Genomic DNA, 18,208 nt, shown 5'->3' on the forward strand with positions numbered 1-18,208 from the left:
TATCGTGTATAAGGGGGTAAACAATCGTGATTACAAGTTTACGTAAATATCAGCATTCATTCGAGTCTTTTTTACTAATTTATATAATGATTCAGCCATTAATTGATATCCTGACGACATTATCAATTTTTGCTTTAAAGGTTAATCTAACACTTGGAATCATCATACGACTATTAGTTCTATTGTTGGCGGGTGCTTATCTTTTTATAGTGAATGATGAAAAACAAAAAAAGCGTGCCATTATTTATTTAGTGATCCTGGCTGCCTTTTTTATTATCAATCTTGTCATCAGTCTTGCAATGAAAAATCCCGTTTCGATTTTTGGTGAAGTACGCAATCTTGCTAAGCTTGCCTATTTTCCAGTTATCTTATTTGCTTATATTTTCGCATTCCGTTCTCTAAAAAAGAGAATAGACTGGGATCAAACCGTTCAAAAGTTTGTATATATATCCATGACTATTGTTGCCTCTGTCATGCTAATTGCTGGACTTACGGGAACAGGAATTAAAAGCTATGAGAGTATTAAGAAAGGCCATCAGGGGTGGTTTTTCGCTGGAAATGAAATAGGAGCCATTATGGCTATAAGTTTTACAGTTGTTGTTTTATATGCAGTTCGTAAAACAACATCGTGGAAAACCACTTATTATTGGATACCAGTATTGTTAATGATGTATGCCTTATTATCCCTAGGAACAAAGGTAGGGTATGGAGCCATTGCAATCGTACTAGGTGTTGCACTAGTCATGAAAGCGATCGAATGGCTAAAAACTAGAAAGAAAGCTATCTTGATTAGCATCATTGTAAACCTCTTATTACTTGTTGGGTTCTGGCTTATTACTCCACATACACCAACCTACTATAATACGACCGTTCATCTTCGGTGGGTAGTACCTAAGGAATCGAAGGAAAAAGTAGATAATAATGAGATTACAAAAGATGATATCCCTAGTGAAGGGATTGAGAATATGCTCTTGAGTGGTAGAGAAAATTTCTTAGAGCAGCATAAATTATATTTTGATGAGGCACCTGTTGTACAAAAGCTCTTTGGAATGGGCTATGGTGGAAATTATGAAGAAACCCCTAAAACAGTAGAAATGGACTTTTATGATTTATTCTTTAATTTAGGAATTCTAGGAGCCATTTTATTTCTTCTCCCATTACTCTATTTCGCCATGAGGATTATTTGGAAGTTGATCACGAATTTAAAGGAATATTTTAATTTAGAAATCGTCTTATTCGGTTCGGGACTTGTGCTAGCACTTGGAATTGCCTATACAGCAGGACATGTATTTTTTGCACCTGCAGTTAGTGTATATGTAGCGATCTTACTAGCATATCTAGTGGTTAAAATGGAAGTATTCGAAAAATAATAACAATAGTAATTATCGGCTAAAACCCAAAAAAATTAATTGTTATCTTATGACTTGAGTGGTAAAATGTAGTTATAAGTGAAGTATTATTTCCTTCTGCTTTTAAAAAATAGAAAAGTCTCGGTTGGTAGCCCAGAAAGAAAAGGTATCTATCTTTTAGATAGATGCCTTTTCTTTTTTTTGATCTTAAAAGGTGCCAGGCACTATCCAATAACTGGATGGTGCCTGGCACCTTTTTTCCCCTTTTCTCACCTTTTTTCGTAATTTAAAAGGATATTCTTAATAAAGAACGAATAAGTATAACTGGTAATAAAATAAAAATCTGGAGGTTTCAATGAAAAAGCTAAAAAGTTTTATTGGTTTATTTATTTTTGTATTAGTAATGGGCATTCATTCCGGGGTATCTGCTCAAGGAAGTATATTCTCAGATGTTTCGAATGAACATTGGGCAAAAGAAGAAATAGAATACCTGGCAATGGATAGAATCATCAATGGTTTTAATGATGGAACTTTTAGACCACAAGGTGACTTGAAAAGAGTTCATATTGCACATATGATGGACCGAAAATTCAATTATTCATATTATCTAGAAGGCCAGATTCAAGATCAAGGTCTTGTAGATGTTCCGAAATCAGATGAGAATTATAATGTCATCCAAGCAGTTGTTCAATCAGGTCTATTTGACGAGATTATTAAAGATAATAAATTTGAACCTTATAAAACAATGACTCGTGCAGAAATGGCGTATGTTTTGGCAAAGGCATTCGAATTAGAACCTAAGACTACAACTATGATAAATGATGTACCTAACAACCATTGGGCGAAATCTTCTATTCAAGCACTTATTGATCATAATCTTACTGTTTTATATGATGGAGGAAACTTTAAACCAGATCAAAGTCTTACTAGGGCACAATTTTCAGCTTTTATGTGTCGTGCGGTTAGTGAGTACTTTAAACCGGTAAAAAACCAACTTGTGGGAGAAAATGTTCTATATTGGATTGGTAATAATGGTGTGAACGCGACTTTAGGTGACACAAAAGAAACAGTCAATTTATATCCGTATCCTGTCATGGATGAAGTGTTTGTTCAAGGAGATTGGATATATTTTATCCATCAAACTGAGTTTTACGGATATTATGGAAGTATTGAAAAAGGGCATCTTTACCGAATTAAAAAAGATGGAAGCTCATTAGAGGAATTATCGAATGAGGACGTGACATCTTTTACAATGAATAACGGAAAACTCGTCTATAGTGTTCACTACGAAAGTATGTATTCTCTAAATTTAGATGGAAGTGGAAAAAAGGCCATTAAAAACACTTGGTCAATCCAAATAACATCAAATCAGGATTGGATTTTCTATTCTGATCTAAATGGAATTCACAAGATGAAAGCTGATGGATCAGAATTTACAACGCTTACAAGCGATACAGTTGCATATGATGGTGGTATTCTGGAAGTCTCGAACGATGCTGTTCTATATATCAATGAAGAATGGGGTCAAATAGTAATGGATACATCAGGTAAAGTAATACAAAACATAGTAAATGATGTTGCTGTTATTGACCTGATTGATGATAAGGTCATGTACTCCAGATACAATGAAGAAACTGGGGCAGAGGAGCTTTATGTAACAAATTTAGCAGGCAATACTGAGCAAATCTCCGATAATTTTAATGGATATTATATGGGGCATTTAAATGGATTTGTCTATTTTGATGACAACTATTATACTGATTCGATTTTGTCATTTAACATAAATTAAAATTTCAGATACTAAGGTGCCAGGCACCATCCAAAATCTGGATGGTGCCTGGCACCCTCTTTATTTTTATTAATTCCCCTGCGGTGGATAAGCCTTCCACTTAGTCAAATCAGGATTTTCTTTAACAACAAGCGAACCAGGGAATATAAATGTCCATGGCTTACTTGTATTGGCCTTCACTTCAAAGGATTCAAGGGTGAATCCTCCCTTGGCAACCACCTCACCAGTGGCATCCTCGACAATTAATGGCAGCTGCTGTAGATTAATATTCTTATGACTACCGTTACGGATCAACATGGTTACATGTAATTCACCTGTTTCAGCGTGCTTGATTTGTAGTCCCATGAAATTAACTTCACCATCTTTAGGTGGTGTTAACGATTGTACTAATTTCTCCAATTTTTCTTGTTCTTCCGAAGAAAGGTTTTCCTTCCAACTATCTGCTAAATCAAGCGAATGAGCTCTTTTAAGTTCAAATGCAAGCTTCCAACCAGTAGCTGGAATATCTTTTTCTGTTAGGTATTGATCCTCAAATACAAAGTACCAAGGCCGACTGCTTCGTGGAGGAAGCTCCTCAAGAAGAGAAAGGTCAAATTCCTTTCTACCTAGCTGTTTACCATCTGCATCGATTAACAATAAATGCATCGACTGAAGCTTGATGGTTTTATTTAAAGTGTTTCGTACAAACGCATTGATGGCATATCCGTTATCCAACTTTTTAAGTTCGATTCCTGAAAGGGATAACTGGTTTTCCTTTAGAGGTGGTAGCTCATTATTTAAAAACTGATAATAATATTTCTCTTCTGTCGTCATTTCAATGGCTGGATGATAGGAAAGCTCTGTATAGACATCTAGATCAGAAGACTCTACACCTTCACCTTCTAATAAGTCCTTGGAATCAACAATAGCTTCCTTACCCTGGGGCTTTTTGTTTTTACGATTAAAGATTGATAACATTTGGTCAAACCTCCATTACATTACGTAGCCCCCTTTTAATCTAAAAGGGGGTCGTTTTTGTCTATATACTTATTATAGCATTCTTGACAGTTTTATACTTATATCTCGTTCCATTTGATGATACATATTGGTAAAGATCTCTAAACCTTCACGTTGATACTGTCTCATTGGATCTTCCTGGCTATAGCTGCGAAGACCAACACCTTCTTTTAGTCTCTCCATAGAGTCAAGATGTTGTAACCAATGTTGATCAACAACTGAGATTAGAAGTTGCTTAACAGCCATCTGTAGATTCTCATTCTCTGCCTTTTCGTCCAAAAGGGTGAAGTATGGACTAACAGCAGACTGAATCAGTTCTTTTACTTGTTTCACATCTAGGATCTCTTCACCTAATGTGATGTTTTCTCCTGGGATCACTTCATTAAGTTGATCTTGAAGAGCTGGTAAATCCCACTCTTCTGAATCTAATTCAGGATCACAAGTAGTATCAACTAGGTAATCAAGATAACCGAGAATCATCGGCTTAGCTAGGGCAAATCCATCCTCTTTTGTTAAGATATTGTCTCGAAGAGCATAAATGGTAGTTCGCTGTTCATTCATAATATTATCAAGCTTTAGGTTGTATTCTCGGATGGAGAAGTTAGCACCCTCACAAATTCGTTGAACACGATCGACAAATTCATAGATATTCTTAGATGAAATTAGACCAGAGTCATCTGTTTTAATCGTCTTTGTAAGCTTTTCTACTTCTTCACGAGCAAATCGACGGAACATATCATCTTGAATAGAGATAAGGAACTGGGTAGTACCAGGGTCACCTTGTCGGCCAGAACGTCCCTTTAACTGGTTATCAATACGACGTGATTCATGACGTTCTGTTCCAATCACATATAGACCACCAAGCTCTGATACACCTTCACCAAGTGTAATATCAGTTCCACGACCAGCCATATTGGTGGCAATCGTGATTTGACCCTTTTGTCCAGCTAAAGAAATTAGACGTATTTCCTGATCGAGACTTTTGGCATTTAATAATTCATAGTCAAGTCCTTCAGCCTTTAGATAGTCAGCTACCTTTTCGGATTGAAGGATTGAAGTGGTTCCTACTAATACAGGCTGTCCAGTTTGATGGATTTCTTTTACCTTTTGAGCTACTGCCTGGTATTTTTGCTCAACCGTAGCGTAAATTTGATCGATGAGATCTTGACGAATAATGGGTTTATTGGTTGGAATTTGGATAACTTCCATATCATATAGCTCTTGAAATTCTTTTTCCTCTGTCTTAGCAGTTCCAGTCATTCCTGATAGAGTTGGATATTGACGGAAGTAGTTTTGAATCGTAACAGATGCTTGTATTTTATTCTCTGCTGTCAGCTCCAAGCCTTCCTTTGCTTCAATAGCTTGGTGTAGACCGTTGCTAAGGCTACGGCCTTCCATTGGACGACCTGTAAACATATCAACAAGTAATACTGCTCCTTCTTTCACGATATAATCTACATCCCTTTTAAACATGACACGTGCACGTAATGCCTGGATGACATAATGGTAAAGGGTCTGGTGCTCAAGATCATATAAATTATCAATTCCAAACCCTTTTTCAACCTTTGCAATTCCATCCTCGGTAAGATTAGTTGTTTTGGTTTCTTCATCAAATTGAAAATCAACATCAAGTTCAAACGATTGTACGACTCTTGCGCATAAATAGCTCAACTCTGAGCTAACATCTGTTTTTCCAGCTACAATAAGTGGTGTTTTTGCTTCATCAATTAATACGCTATCTACTTCATCAATAATGGCATAATGGTAAGGACGCTGCACACGTTGGTTTAGATCGTAAACCATGTTATCCCGAAGATGGTCAAACCCAAATTCAGTTCCTACTCCGTACGTAATATCAGCCTGATAGGCAGCCACTTTCTCCTCAGGAGATATTTGCGATATATTTAGGCCCACGGTTAACCCAAGGAATTCGTGAATCTTTCCTATTTGCTCACGGTCACGACGGGCTAAATAATCATTTACGGTTATTACATGGACGCCTTTTCCTTCTAATGCACGTAAATAACTAGGAAGGGATGCAACTAAAGTCTTTCCTTCACCAGTAGGCATTTCAGTAATGTTTCCTTCTGCTAACACCATTCCACCAATTAGCTGAACATCAAAATGTCTCATTCCTAACACACGTTTAGATGTTTCACGAACGACCGCAAAAGCCTCAGCCTGAATATCAAAAATGGTTTTCCCTTCTTCAAGCTTCTTTTTAAATTCAAGGGTCTTCTGCTTTAGTTCCTCATCTGAAAGCTTTTCAAAATCAGGCTCTAGCTTATTTATTTCTTCGACTAATTTATAGAACTTCTTGATACGACGATCCTGCTTCGTACCAATCATTTTTTTAACGTAAGTAATCATTTTATTCGCTCCTAACACAACTTACATTTAATAGAAACAGTATAGCATTCTTTAGCAGGTGTTTCATCTTGTATTTCTTGGTTAAGTTTTTAGTAAAAAAAACTAATCCAACCCTTATCTTCCAAATTTTTCTATGTTACAATACACTAGTATGGATAACTTTCCCTTTTTTAGCAAGTTTGTTTTGCTAGAGTGCAAGGTTATTAGAATAAGTGAGATGATAAGGAGGAGTAGTATGAAGAAATGGACAAGGACTGCGTTAACACTTGGACTTGCTTCATCACTTGTTGTTCCGAGTATGACCAGTGCAAATACACTTGGGAATGTTTATAACAACAAGAAGGATGAGCCCTACAATGTAGTGGAACGACTCAAGTTATCAACAGAGGAACAAAGTAAATTAGGGTATGTGAACAAGACGAAACAAACCGATCAATATAGCGAGGATACATTAATTGTAAAGTACCATAAACAATTATCTGCTAAGGTACATAAACAATTAGGAACGTATGTGGTTAAATCTTATCCGGATTTAGGATATGAAGTAGTAAGAATTAAAAAAGGGAAGAAATTGGATGCTGTTCAGAAAGCATACAAAGAGTTTAGTGAAGTTATTTCTGCAGCACCTGCAGTGAAGCTTCAGCAATATGGCTCTAAGGATCCGAAAATTGATAATATGTATCAGCTTCGTTTATTAGAAATTGATAAAGCATTGTCTCTTGCTGGGGACCATGAAGTGACAGTTGCGGTTATTGATGGTGGAGTGGATACGAATCATCCTGAATTAAAAAGTAAAGTATTAGCTCCATATAATGTAGCGGATCCTGCAAATCCAGGTATGGCTGATTATCACGGGACACATGTGGCTGGAATCATTGCTTCTGAAAAGGACAATGGAATTGGTGGCCACGGTATTAACCCAAAAGCTAAGATTATGCCTATTAATGTATTTGAACGAAATGGAAGCTTTGATTATATCCTAGCCGATGCGATTCTTTATGCTGCGGAAAATGGTGCAGATGTAATCAATATGAGTCTAGGTGCATCATTCGAAATGCCATTAGTAGAAGAAGCAATTAAAGTAGCTGCTGAAAAAGGTGTTGTCATTGTAGCAGCGGCTGGTAATGATGGTGCTATTCAATATAACTATCCTGCAGGTTATGATGGGGTCATTACGGTTGGTGCAACCAATGACCAAAATAAATTAGCGGAATTCTCGACATATGGGCCGCAAATTGATGTAGTCGCTCCTGGTGAAGATGTGTATAGTACATTATACGAACCAGTAAAAGGATCAACTTTCGTGAATATGAGTGGTACTTCGATGGCCTCACCTGTTGTGGCGGGTGTTGCATCATTAATTAAATCAAAATACCCAGACTTAAATACTTATCAGGTAGAAGCTATTTTAGAGCAAACAGCTACTGATAAAGGAAAAGAAGGTTTTGATCTAGAATATGGTTGGGGATTAGTCAATCCTGTTGCCGCACTTAAGTATGACATTAAAAAGCTACCAACCTTTGAAAAAATGTCCGATGAGAGTATTTTAAAGACAGCAACAGAATTAAACCTAGACAATAACTTTACTTCTAGAAAAGGTAAGCTAATGACACCAGAAGAAGTTGACTACGTTAAAGTGAATGTAGCAGAGGGTGAATATATCCAATCTACATTAATGGGATCTGGTGAGTTTGATCATGAGTTAGTTTTACGTTTCTATCCTGAAGGAGAAACAACTAGTGAAGAACCAGTGATCGTAGGCGATGCAGCGTATGATGAAACAGAAGGAAGATTATTTAAGGCACCTTCTAATGGAACTCTAGTAATTGGAATTAAAGACCGAAATGAAAACTATAGTCCGAATGGAAAATCTTCATATGAATTAACACTTCAAAGTGCGACGGAGCTTGCTGAGGATATTGCAACAGCAGAAGAACCTATTAGTATTTCTAAGCTTCCGTTTAATTCAAAAGTGGATGTTGCATTACCATTACAATTAGTTGCAGAAGAGAGTCATGACAGTGATTATTTTATGCTATCCTTTGAGGAGCCTACTTTAGTTGAAATCGACTTGTCGGCAATCCCTGGAGTGAATACGGCTATGAATCTTTATTTTGCAGAAGAATTTTATATGCCACTACCTGAATGGCTTCCAGAGTATGAAAAAGAATACTGGCCATATCCAATTGATGCGGCTAACATGAATGGCTCCGGTGAAAAAGAGGTCTTAACCTTTGAAGCTATGCCTGGAATGGATTTAATTCTTGAGGTAACTGGAACAGATTCAGTGAGCTATAACGATTTATATTACCTAATTTACGGTGAATCTGCGCCACAAACAGAAGAAGCAGCGTCTATTAAAGGCTCGATCCAACCATACGATTTAAAAGTAACAACAAAACAGTTACCACCGGATGAAGATGGCTATCCGATGATGGATATTCCTTACTATCCTGAAGAACCAATGGAGGAAGTAACGGAAGAAGCTGTTCAAGAGCGTCTAGACTTCCTAAAGAAATCACTTCGAATGGATCATGAAGGTGAGTATTACTATTCAGAATTCACGCCAGATGAAACGGATCAAATTGTAAATTCAGCTGTTCCTTTAAATATTGGGGAAGAGTTCACGGGATATTTCCAAACAGCATACGATTATGATTGGTTAACGTTTACTGTAGATAAGACTGGGTTCTATCAGTTTAATATGCCTACCACAGATACTCTGTTTCCTAATATGATGGTCTATGAGTATGACCACAATGTGTTAGCGTCTATCTATGATTCATGGATGTACTATGATCCATTCTTTGGAATGAGTAGTGATGAAGTGAAGGTAACCCTTACGTTAGAAGAAGGGAAGACCTATTTTGTCCGCTTAATGAATGAAAGAAGAGTGTCATTTGAACCGTATACGTTCTCGTCGACTTATTTTATGGATGCACCTGAAGATGCGAATGAGGACAACGATACTCCAATTCGTGCAACCATTCTAAATGACAAGGATACGAAGACGGGTAACTTTGCTTTATTAAATGATACAGATATGTTCTATTATAAAAATAGACAAGATGAAAAAACCGTGAACTTCTCGCTAAAGCCAGTTGATTTAACGGATGAGCAGAAGTCTGAGCTACCAGCTGGCATTACAGCTCCTCTTGACTTGGTAGGATCGATCATTGAAGATACTGACGGTAATATGCAAATCAGTGACGATGAAGCAAATAAGAGTATTATCTATGACTTAGGCTTTGATCATGAACCAGAAGCAGGTTCTTTTAAAGCTAGAAAAGATGTGGGATATTTTATCGTCGTAGATAATTATTATTCAATCACGTCAAATGTAAATGAATATGAATTATCTTTATATGAATCAAGCGGTGTGGATGAAGATGCTAAATCTGTCGTTAAGAACAATATTCCTTCACAACCAATTAGCCTTCATAAAGATGGAGCTAATAAGTGGAAAGCTGAAGGAAAGTTAAATGGTGGGGTAGCATTTGGAGATAAAGACTACTATAAAGTAGATGTTGCTAGTGATGGCAAATTAAAAGTAGGACTTACTCTTTCATCTGACCTAGATGGTGTCATTACAATCTACGATCAAAAGGGTCAACAAGTAAGCAAGCTAGACTACTACGGTATCGGTGACGATGAAATCGGTGAAGTAAGTGTTAAAAAGGGAACTTACTTTATTAAAGTAGAAGATGTTTACGCTCGTTCTAGTGTCGACAGCTATAAGCTTTCCGTTGAATTAACTAAATAATAGAAGAAAGTACTCTATCATGATTTTTTATGGTAGAGTCTTTTTTTTGTAGAGAATATGAGACTATTTACCTCTTCCTTCAAAGAATGACGAAATTCGTCTAATACAATAGTAGAATATGATAAAATAAATCTAGAATTCTAGTTGAAGGAGAGATGGGAAATGAAATGGCTCATTACATCACTGGTAAGTTTGGTAGCAGTCTTTTCACTAACTACTCAAGTAGGAGAGGCTCATGTTGTCGATCAAACGGAAAGTAGAAGTGTCCAATCCTACAGTGATTTATATCATCAGGTTGCAGAATACAAGGGCCAAAGTGGCGTTACGTTTAAAAGCTATAGCCCCGCGTGGAATACCCAGGATCAATTAATAGCATTAGAAGCAGAGTTATTAAGGAATAAACATGGTAAAGAGCTAGCACTTTTGGGTAGCGTTGAAATATATCCAGACTATCCAGCTGGGAAAGGTGTGCTTGGGCAATATTTGGCTGAATATGAATATGGGACAAGCGATGTTACGTTAATGGAGGGCCGAGTGATTCAGTTATATGGCGGGAATGAGCGGAACACTACTCAGAAAATGGCAACAACACTTTCTCATGAATACGGCCATCATTTCACGTTTTATCATATTTTAGATCAGGAAGATAAACTCCCGGCAGATTGGATGTCTTCGGAGTACGCAGAAGCTCGCCTGCTACCGAATACAAAAGCGCATGATGAGATGACAACCGGTGAGTATAAATGGAGAATTCAGGAGATTGCAGCAGAAGACTATGTCCAGCTTTTTGGTTCGAACGATGCAATTAAACATCATACCCCTCATAACGTGGAAATTGGCAATCCATTTGATACAGATGAGGTACTAAGCTATTATTCCTCAAGATTAGAGACAAGTCAGTACAAAGTAACTCTTCCAATCCCATTTTATTTAACAGATTATATGAATAATAATAGAGATTCTAGTTACTATGACCTTCAATTTATGGCAAAAGAATTACAAGGTAAACAGACCTATTTAACAGCCCAAGATGGCACTGGCACCTATGCCGGTGTTCAGCTTGGTGATGTTAAGGGGGTAAATGACTTTAATAAATGGTATGTGGCAGATCAGCTTGGTGATCATCAATCATGGTTGCTTGACAGTTATTCAAATGATACGGTTCATTTCAAACTACTTCAACATGAGGATATGGGTTTTAACCGAGGATCAAAGACATTAAAATTAACCTATGCCAATATTGATACGTTCAAAACTAATCAAGCAAGCCTAAATCTTGAAAACAGATTATCCATTGCTGAAACAAAGAGACTGTTGCAGGAAGCATCAGTTAAATATGGAATTCCTGCTGAAATCTTAAAAGCCATTGCCTTTATTGAAACGGGCATGCAGCAATTCGATGAAAATGGTCATCCAATTATTACTCCTGATGGAGGAATTGGAATCATGCAGGTTACACTAACTGAACAAGAAATGCTTAGTCGTGGAATTAACCGAAATCAACTTGAGACAGATACCGCTTATAATATTGAGATTGGTGCGCAAATATTAAAAGAGAAGTGGAACTGGGCTAATTCAGGTAGAATTCCAAAAATAAATGACCATAATCCTGCTATGCTGGAGCATTGGTACTTTGCCGTTATGGCCTATAACGGACTATCCAAACGGAATGATCCTAATATAGATCAAGCAAAGCCTCCTTATCAGGAGAGAGTATATGAAGCGATCCGTAATTATAGCTTTGCGAATGTAAAAGATATTCCTACATTTACAATTGAATATCCAACTAATGATATTATGAGCTTTCCAGTCAAACAATATAACTGGCCAGAGCTAAATACAAAAGCGAGCCAACAATTACAGGTCGGGGATAAGGTTTATACGTTTAATACCCAAGCGTCCTACTCTAATTTACGAGATGGAATTGATGGTCAAGTTAAGCAAAGGTTAAAACACTATACTCCATTTGAAATTATTGGTGGGCCATATCAACCAACAGCAAATGCATCTAATCACTATGTAATGTACAGAATAAAAGCAAATGGGATTGAGGGGTACATCGCATCCTCTAATGTTGTACATGATGCGGATCTTACATTATTATCGGATATTAGCTACGACCCTGAGTTACTATCGGCAGTTACGTACTTGAACGTGAATGAAATCATTAATGGGTATCAGGACGGAACCTATCGTCCTAAAGATCCGTTGTTACGCCGTCATGCGGCTAAAATCTTGGTCGATGCTCTTAATTTGGAGCTTCCTGCTGGCTACACGCCGAAGCAAAAGGATATGAAGCCCGGACAATTAGGTTATGAGGAAATGGTCATTGCTGAGGCCCATGGATTAATGGGGCAGGGTAGTGATTATCGTCCGAATGAATACCTAACAAGAGCACAAATGGCGTCAATTTTAGTACGTGCATACAGTGATGTCTATGAAACACCAGCTACCAAAAAAGTGTTTGCTGACATTGGCACCATCTATTACAACTATGATGATATCAATACATTGTATTTCAATGGAATTACGATTGTCGATCGATTCAATCCACAGACTGATGTCACCAGAGCACATTTTGCTTTATTTCTGAAAAGAACATTAGATCTAAAGTAGTCATAAAAAAACCCCCATTCTCATATGCTGGAGATTGGGGGTTTATTATGTAAGTAGGTTTATTTTTTAATGGCTCTGTATAAGAATGCTGCAAATTGTGCACGAGTAACTGGTTCATCTGGTCTAAAGGATTGGTCCGGATACCCCACTGTTATTCCAGACGCAGCTAGACTTTGGATATCGTTATAAGCCCAGTGAGAAATAGATACGTCTGAGAAAGAAATAGGAGTTGAAGCTGACTTTAAATTAAATACCCTTGTAAGTAAGGCTGCCATTTGGTCCCGGGTTAGGGTGCCTTCCGGGTTATAGTTCCCATTACTCCCTTTTACATAACCTTCTTTATATAATGCATTAACTGTCCCTACAGCCCAATATTTAGATGAGACGTCATTAAAAATGGAAGAACGATTTGCTAGATTCAACTCTAAATACTGTGCAAGGTATGCAGCTACTTCAGCTCGGGTAATATAATCATTAGGTTTAAATTGACTACCAGCATAACCAATTACTAAATTTTCTTCAGCAAGAGTAGATATGGCATCTTCGGCCCAGTGATTCTTACTGATATCTTTAAAAGCTCCTTGATCTAGGGGCATATCTAGAATTCTTCTAGCGCCTAAGTAGCGTTTCCCCCAATAATAGGGATCATTAATAGAAGAAACAGAAATTCCTTTTGAAGAAGAACTATGAATAAATTGATCATTTCCTATATATATACCAGCATGAGAGACTCCACTTCCTGATGTATTGAAGAACACAAGATCGCCTACACGTAAATTACCCTTTGAAATACTAGCACCTGTGTTATACAACTGAGAGGTTGTCCGAGGTAGGGAAATGCCAAGATTGTCATATACATAACCGATATACCCAGAACAGTCAAAACCACTTGGGGTCGTTCCTCCATGTTGATAAGGAATACCGACATACTTTTTGGCGACAGGGAGTAATTTGTCATAATTAACATCAGAATTTGCTGAAGCAATACTAGAAAATAAAAATAAACTGAAAAAGCATGTAACTATTCCGTATAAAATACGTCTAATCATTATGTAGAGTCACTTCCTTATGTAATATTTATCGAATTATTAAACTATTTAGAAGTATATCATATAAAAATAGAATGCTATTTTACAATTACGTAACAAATATAGTCATATATAAGGAAAGACTACATATAATGCGTTGTTGTGTAAAATTTCATCTATATGAAAATACTACCACCGCTAAAAATTCCCCAAAAGTATTGCAATATGTGACAAAAACTGTAGAATAGGTTCTAGGTAGTAAATGAGTTAGCCGCTCACTACCGAAGTTTTTCTAGGAAAAGATGTTGACTTCTTTTAATGGAAAAACTATACTATTTAATAGGTTTATAAACTAAGTTTGAAAGATTGCTATTATAATAGATTCTTTCCTTATATTAAGGTACAAACTTAGTTTTATAGAAAAAAAGAAACATATATTAAGAGGAGGAAATACCCTTATGGCTTACCAACCAAAGTCTTACCGCAAATTTTTAGCTGGAACTGTTACAGCTGCTGTAGTAGCATCTGCAATCGGACCAGTAGCAGCAAGTGCTGCAGAAGTTAACTTCTCAGACGTGACTGCTGATCACATGTATTTCAATGAGATTACTGCATTAGCAGGTCTTAACGTAATTAAAGGATACGAAGATGGAGAATTCAAGCCTGAAAGAAACATCACTCGTGCACAAGTTACAGTTATGGTCTACCGTGCATTAAAGGATCAACTTGAAGTGCCATCTGATTTAACATCATTTAATGACCTTCCAGCTGACGCTACTCAAGAATTAAAAGTAGCAGCTGCAGCTTTAAAAGCTGAAGGAATCATTAAAGGTAGCGAAAACGGAACAAAGCTTCGCCCAAGCGACAGCTTAAACCGTCAAGAAATGGCTACAATCTTAGTTCGCGCATTCGGTTTAGAAGCTAAGCCAGGTGTTGAAGTTAACTTCAGCGACATCGATCAAGCTGATGCTGCACACAGAGAAAACATCCTAATCTTAGCTCAAAATGAAATCACAACTGGTAAAGATAACGGAACTTGGTTTGATAACCACGGTCTAGTTAGCCGTCAACACTTAGCAGTGTTTGCTTACCGTGCTTTAGGATTAGTTGAAGTTGCTCCTGAGGTTTCTAGTGTAAGTGCGATTACTGCTAAATCATTAAAAGTATCATTCAATAAGGCAGTTGCTGGTGAAGATGCGACATTTGAAGTTAAAAAAGGCGCAGTTAAAGTTAACACTTCAGACGTTTCTTGGAATGAAGATAAAACTGAAGCTACTATAGTACTTGCTGGTAAACTAACAAAAGGTGAGTATACTGTTAATGTTACAGGCTTAACTGATGAAGCATTAACTGGTGCAGTTACAGTTGAAGACGAGAAGGTTGCTAAAATTGAAGTTCTTTCTTCAGAAGCACCATTAGTTGACTCTGTTGGTGGAGACACTGACATTGATGACCTTCAAGTTGGATATCGAGTTCTTAACCAGTATGGTGAAGATATCACAAAGACAACATCTTTAACAACATCATCTAATAATGTATCAGTTAACCCTGCTACAGGAATTGTTACTATTGAAGGAAACTATAATACTACAACTAATAAGTTAGCTACTTTCACTTTAATTCATGCTCAATCAGCTACTACAGCGTCAGCTACTGTAACTGCCGTTTCTGAAGCTAAAGTTTCTGAAGTAGAGATTAAAGGTCTTTATAATAAAGATGCTAAGACGTTAACTGAGACTACTAACCTTTCTGATGATCTTTTCTATGTAGAATTAGAACTTAAAGATCAGTATGGAAACGTTGTGACTGATGCTTCTAAGCTAGGGGAACTTTTAGTAACTGAATCAAACCCAACTGTTGCAGACGCTGCTGCAACTGCTACAGTAATTGAAGTTAATGGTCAAAAGAAAGTTGTTGTTGCACTTACAGGTGCACCTGTAAAAGGAAGTAACATCGTTACAGTTATCGCTAAAGCTTCTGGTAAATCAGACAGCTTCACTGTTGAAGTAGCAGAATCAACTCGTGCTTATAACGTAGACGTTGCAGCTCCTGCAATTGCAGTTGCTGGTGAGACAACTGATATCCCAGTTACAGTTACTGATAAAGAAGGCAACCTAATTACAGACATTAACCTAGTTAAAAATGCAACTCGTGGTATTAAAATCTCTGTTGACGGCATTGATAGAACTAGTTCTCTAGTTGTTAAAAATGGAGCTGTTGTTTTACCACAATCCTTAAATCAAGGTTATAGCTCAATCGTTGCAATTTCAAATGCAACTCAATCAGTTGACACTTTAACTCTTGAAGTTAAAGCTGCTGCTAAGCCAGTAATTGTTACAGGATTAAAGAGTTCTTATAGCACTACATTCAAAGCTGGCCAAACTAAGACAATCGCAGTTGGTGATTTAGTAATTGAAGACCAATATGGTCGTGTTATGAGTGCTACACAAGTGAATAACTGGTTAGATCTTTCAGCTGATAATAAGATTGTTATCACAGAAAATGAGACTTCAAACATTGTAGCAATTTCTAACACTCCTGCAGATACTGATATTGCTGCTACAAGCGAGACTGTTTCTGTTGTAGGTGGTACTACTAAAGGATCTGAAAAAATCACTGTTACACTTCATGACGCAACAGGTGCAATTGTAAGCAGTGCAAAAGAAGTATCTCTACGTGTTACTGATGGCTCCGAGTATGTATCTTACGAAGTAGGTGCAATTGGTACAGTTTATGATGAAGCCGCTGCTACTAAGACTGATAATGCTGCATACGATAAGACTGTAGTAGTTAAGGGAATACTTTCTGATGGAAGCAAAGTTACTCTAACAAATGGCACAGATTATGCTGTAACTTCTACAAATGCGACAACTCAAGCTGATGTAACTGATGGTGTACTAGATGTTTCTTCTGCTTATACAACTTATGGTAACAACTCTTCAATCACAGTTCCTGTGACAGTAACGATTAATGCTACTGGAGAGAAGTTTAACCAAGAAGTGACAGTTTCTAAATCTGCACCAACAGTTTCTTCATTAACAGTTGTTGAAGATGGTAAGGGTGCTGACTTTATTGCTGGTCTAGCTGTAGATACTTTAGATAAATTTAACTTTGATGCTGCTACAAATGGTGTGTTCACATTTGCTGATCTAGATGCGGCTGCTGATGTTGTTGCAACGGATCAATATGGAACATCTGTAATCCTTGATGGTACTGATCAGTTTGCTGATACTACAGCAATCGGAGATATCCTATTAACTTTTACTAAGGTGTCTGGAAATCTTACATTCACTGGTAATGGTACGGATTCTGCAACTGTAGCACAAATTCCAGCGAATTCTGAGTTTAATTTAGTACTTTCTACAGCGGGTGTAACACTTGCTACTAGCCCTGTAAAAGTAACTGCAACATCTCGTCAGCTTTCTGTTGCTTCTTATACACCAGTTACATTAAGTCAAACTGGTACAGTTACTGATGGAAATGTTCAATATGCAACTGCAGCAGCTGTAATTGCTGCTCTACCAACAACTATTTCTGTGAGATTAGCTGACGGTTCAACTGCTAACATCCCTGTAACTTGGGCTGATACAGACACTTATGACAACGGAACTGCTGCTGATTACACATTTACTGCTACATGGGGTACACTTCCAACTGGAGTTAATAATAGCAATAGCATTCTTGCTCCTACTGTAGAAGTAACAGTTGCTCCTTAATAAATTAAATTAAACTTTACTTTATAAGTTCTTTTCTGAATGGAAAAAGTAGAGAAAAAGGTAATTCTATTAAAAGATAACTATCTAAACTTGGTACAAAGAGAATGCCCTCTATTTCTAGAGGGCATTTTGTGTGAAAATAAAGAGACTTAATATTCGGTAAATAAGAAAGTGCATAATATATCATTACAATTATGAAGTTTTTTTAAAATTCTCAAGGAACAAGAGTGTCATGGGATCATTGGTGCCAGGCACCCTCCAGAAAACTGGAAATAGGTTCGGAAGAACCAAAAAAAGGATCAATAGAGATAATACTCTTTGGTCCTTTTTTAATAAATAAAATAGCATTTTCGTTTAAATATCAAAAAGGAAAATGCTAGTTTCCAACAGAAAAATTTAATTTTACATGTACAAACAATACGTAGTGTACTGTGCCAGGCACCCTCCAGAAAATTGGAAATAGGTTCGAGAGAACCAAAAAGAGGATCAATAGAGATAAAACTCTATTGATCCTCTTTTGCTTTATGCCTTCTATTCTGTGATGAAATTTCGGATATATACTGCACGAGGTTCCATACAGT

The 18,208-nt window shown here is 37.0% G+C and carries 8 protein-coding genes; 5 read left to right on the top strand and 3 right to left on the bottom strand.

Going from position 1 to position 18,208, the window contains the following annotated elements; translation table 11 throughout:
* The first annotated feature begins 26 nt into the window (after window positions 1-26).
* Together M1D60_RS02080 and M1D60_RS02085 are read left to right on the top strand one after the other, a co-directional pair.
* Window positions 27-1,370, top strand: a complete 1,344-nt coding sequence (locus tag M1D60_RS02080) for an O-antigen ligase family protein (protein ID WP_456277570.1) — start codon at window positions 27-29, stop codon at window positions 1,368-1,370.
* A gap of 334 nt (window positions 1,371-1,704) precedes the next feature.
* Window positions 1,705-3,138, top strand: a complete 1,434-nt coding sequence (locus M1D60_RS02085) for an S-layer homology domain-containing protein (RefSeq protein WP_456277571.1) — start codon at window positions 1,705-1,707, stop codon at window positions 3,136-3,138.
* 69 nt (window positions 3,139-3,207) lie between these two features.
* Here the strand turns inward: M1D60_RS02085 and M1D60_RS02090 are convergent, their stop codons facing one another.
* A complete protein-coding gene (locus M1D60_RS02090; protein ID WP_456277572.1) occupies window positions 3,208-4,095 on the bottom strand; it encodes an accessory Sec system S-layer assembly protein in 888 nt (295 codons plus the stop codon).
* 72 nt (window positions 4,096-4,167) lie between these two features.
* Window positions 4,168-6,504 carry an accessory Sec system translocase SecA2 gene (gene secA2, locus M1D60_RS02095; protein WP_456277573.1) on the bottom strand — a complete coding sequence of 779 codons (2,337 nt, stop codon included), beginning with the start codon at window positions 6,502-6,504 and terminating at the stop codon, window positions 4,168-4,170.
* Between the two features lie 235 nt (window positions 6,505-6,739).
* Between secA2 and M1D60_RS02100 the strand changes: the two genes are divergently transcribed.
* Window positions 6,740-10,267 (top strand): S8 family serine peptidase, encoded by a 3,528-nt coding sequence (locus M1D60_RS02100; protein ID WP_456277574.1) that lies wholly within the window; start codon window positions 6,740-6,742, stop codon window positions 10,265-10,267.
* Window positions 10,268-10,429: 162 nt separating this feature from the next.
* Window positions 10,430-12,883: an S-layer homology domain-containing protein gene (locus M1D60_RS02105; protein WP_456277575.1), complete on the top strand. Its 2,454-nt coding sequence runs from the start codon at window positions 10,430-10,432 to the stop codon at window positions 12,881-12,883.
* A 59-nt stretch (window positions 12,884-12,942) separates the two neighbouring features.
* Here M1D60_RS02105 and M1D60_RS02110 read toward each other — a convergent pair whose 3' ends face one another.
* Complete coding sequence (locus M1D60_RS02110) at window positions 12,943-13,932, bottom strand: C40 family peptidase (RefSeq protein WP_456277576.1); 990 nt, start codon at window positions 13,930-13,932, stop codon at window positions 12,943-12,945.
* 437 nt (window positions 13,933-14,369) lie between these two features.
* On the opposite strand from M1D60_RS02110, the gene M1D60_RS02115 reads away from it, so the two are divergent.
* A complete protein-coding gene (locus M1D60_RS02115) occupies window positions 14,370-17,627 on the top strand; it encodes an S-layer homology domain-containing protein (protein WP_456277577.1) in 3,258 nt (1,085 codons plus the stop codon).
* Window positions 17,628-18,208 lie beyond the last annotated feature (581 nt).

This window comes from Bacillus sp. AK128 (assembly GCF_053903075.1).

Bases quoted from the DNA above. Each gene is read 5' to 3' on its own strand.
- M1D60_RS02085 (WP_456277571.1), top strand. From the start codon at position 1,705: ATGAAAAAGCTAAAAAGTTTTATTGGTTTATTTATTTTTGTATTAGTA.
- M1D60_RS02090 (WP_456277572.1), bottom strand. From the start codon at position 4,095: ATGTTATCAATCTTTAATCGTAAAAACAAAAAGCCCCAGGGTAAGGAA.
- secA2 (WP_456277573.1), bottom strand. From the start codon at position 6,504: ATGATTACTTACGTTAAAAAAATGATTGGTACGAAGCAGGATCGTCGT.
- M1D60_RS02100 (WP_456277574.1), top strand. From the start codon at position 6,740: ATGAAGAAATGGACAAGGACTGCGTTAACACTTGGACTTGCTTCATCA.
- M1D60_RS02105 (WP_456277575.1), top strand. From the start codon at position 10,430: ATGAAATGGCTCATTACATCACTGGTAAGTTTGGTAGCAGTCTTTTCA.
- M1D60_RS02110 (WP_456277576.1), bottom strand. From the start codon at position 13,932: ATGATTAGACGTATTTTATACGGAATAGTTACATGCTTTTTCAGTTTA.
- M1D60_RS02115 (WP_456277577.1), top strand. From the start codon at position 14,370: ATGGCTTACCAACCAAAGTCTTACCGCAAATTTTTAGCTGGAACTGTT.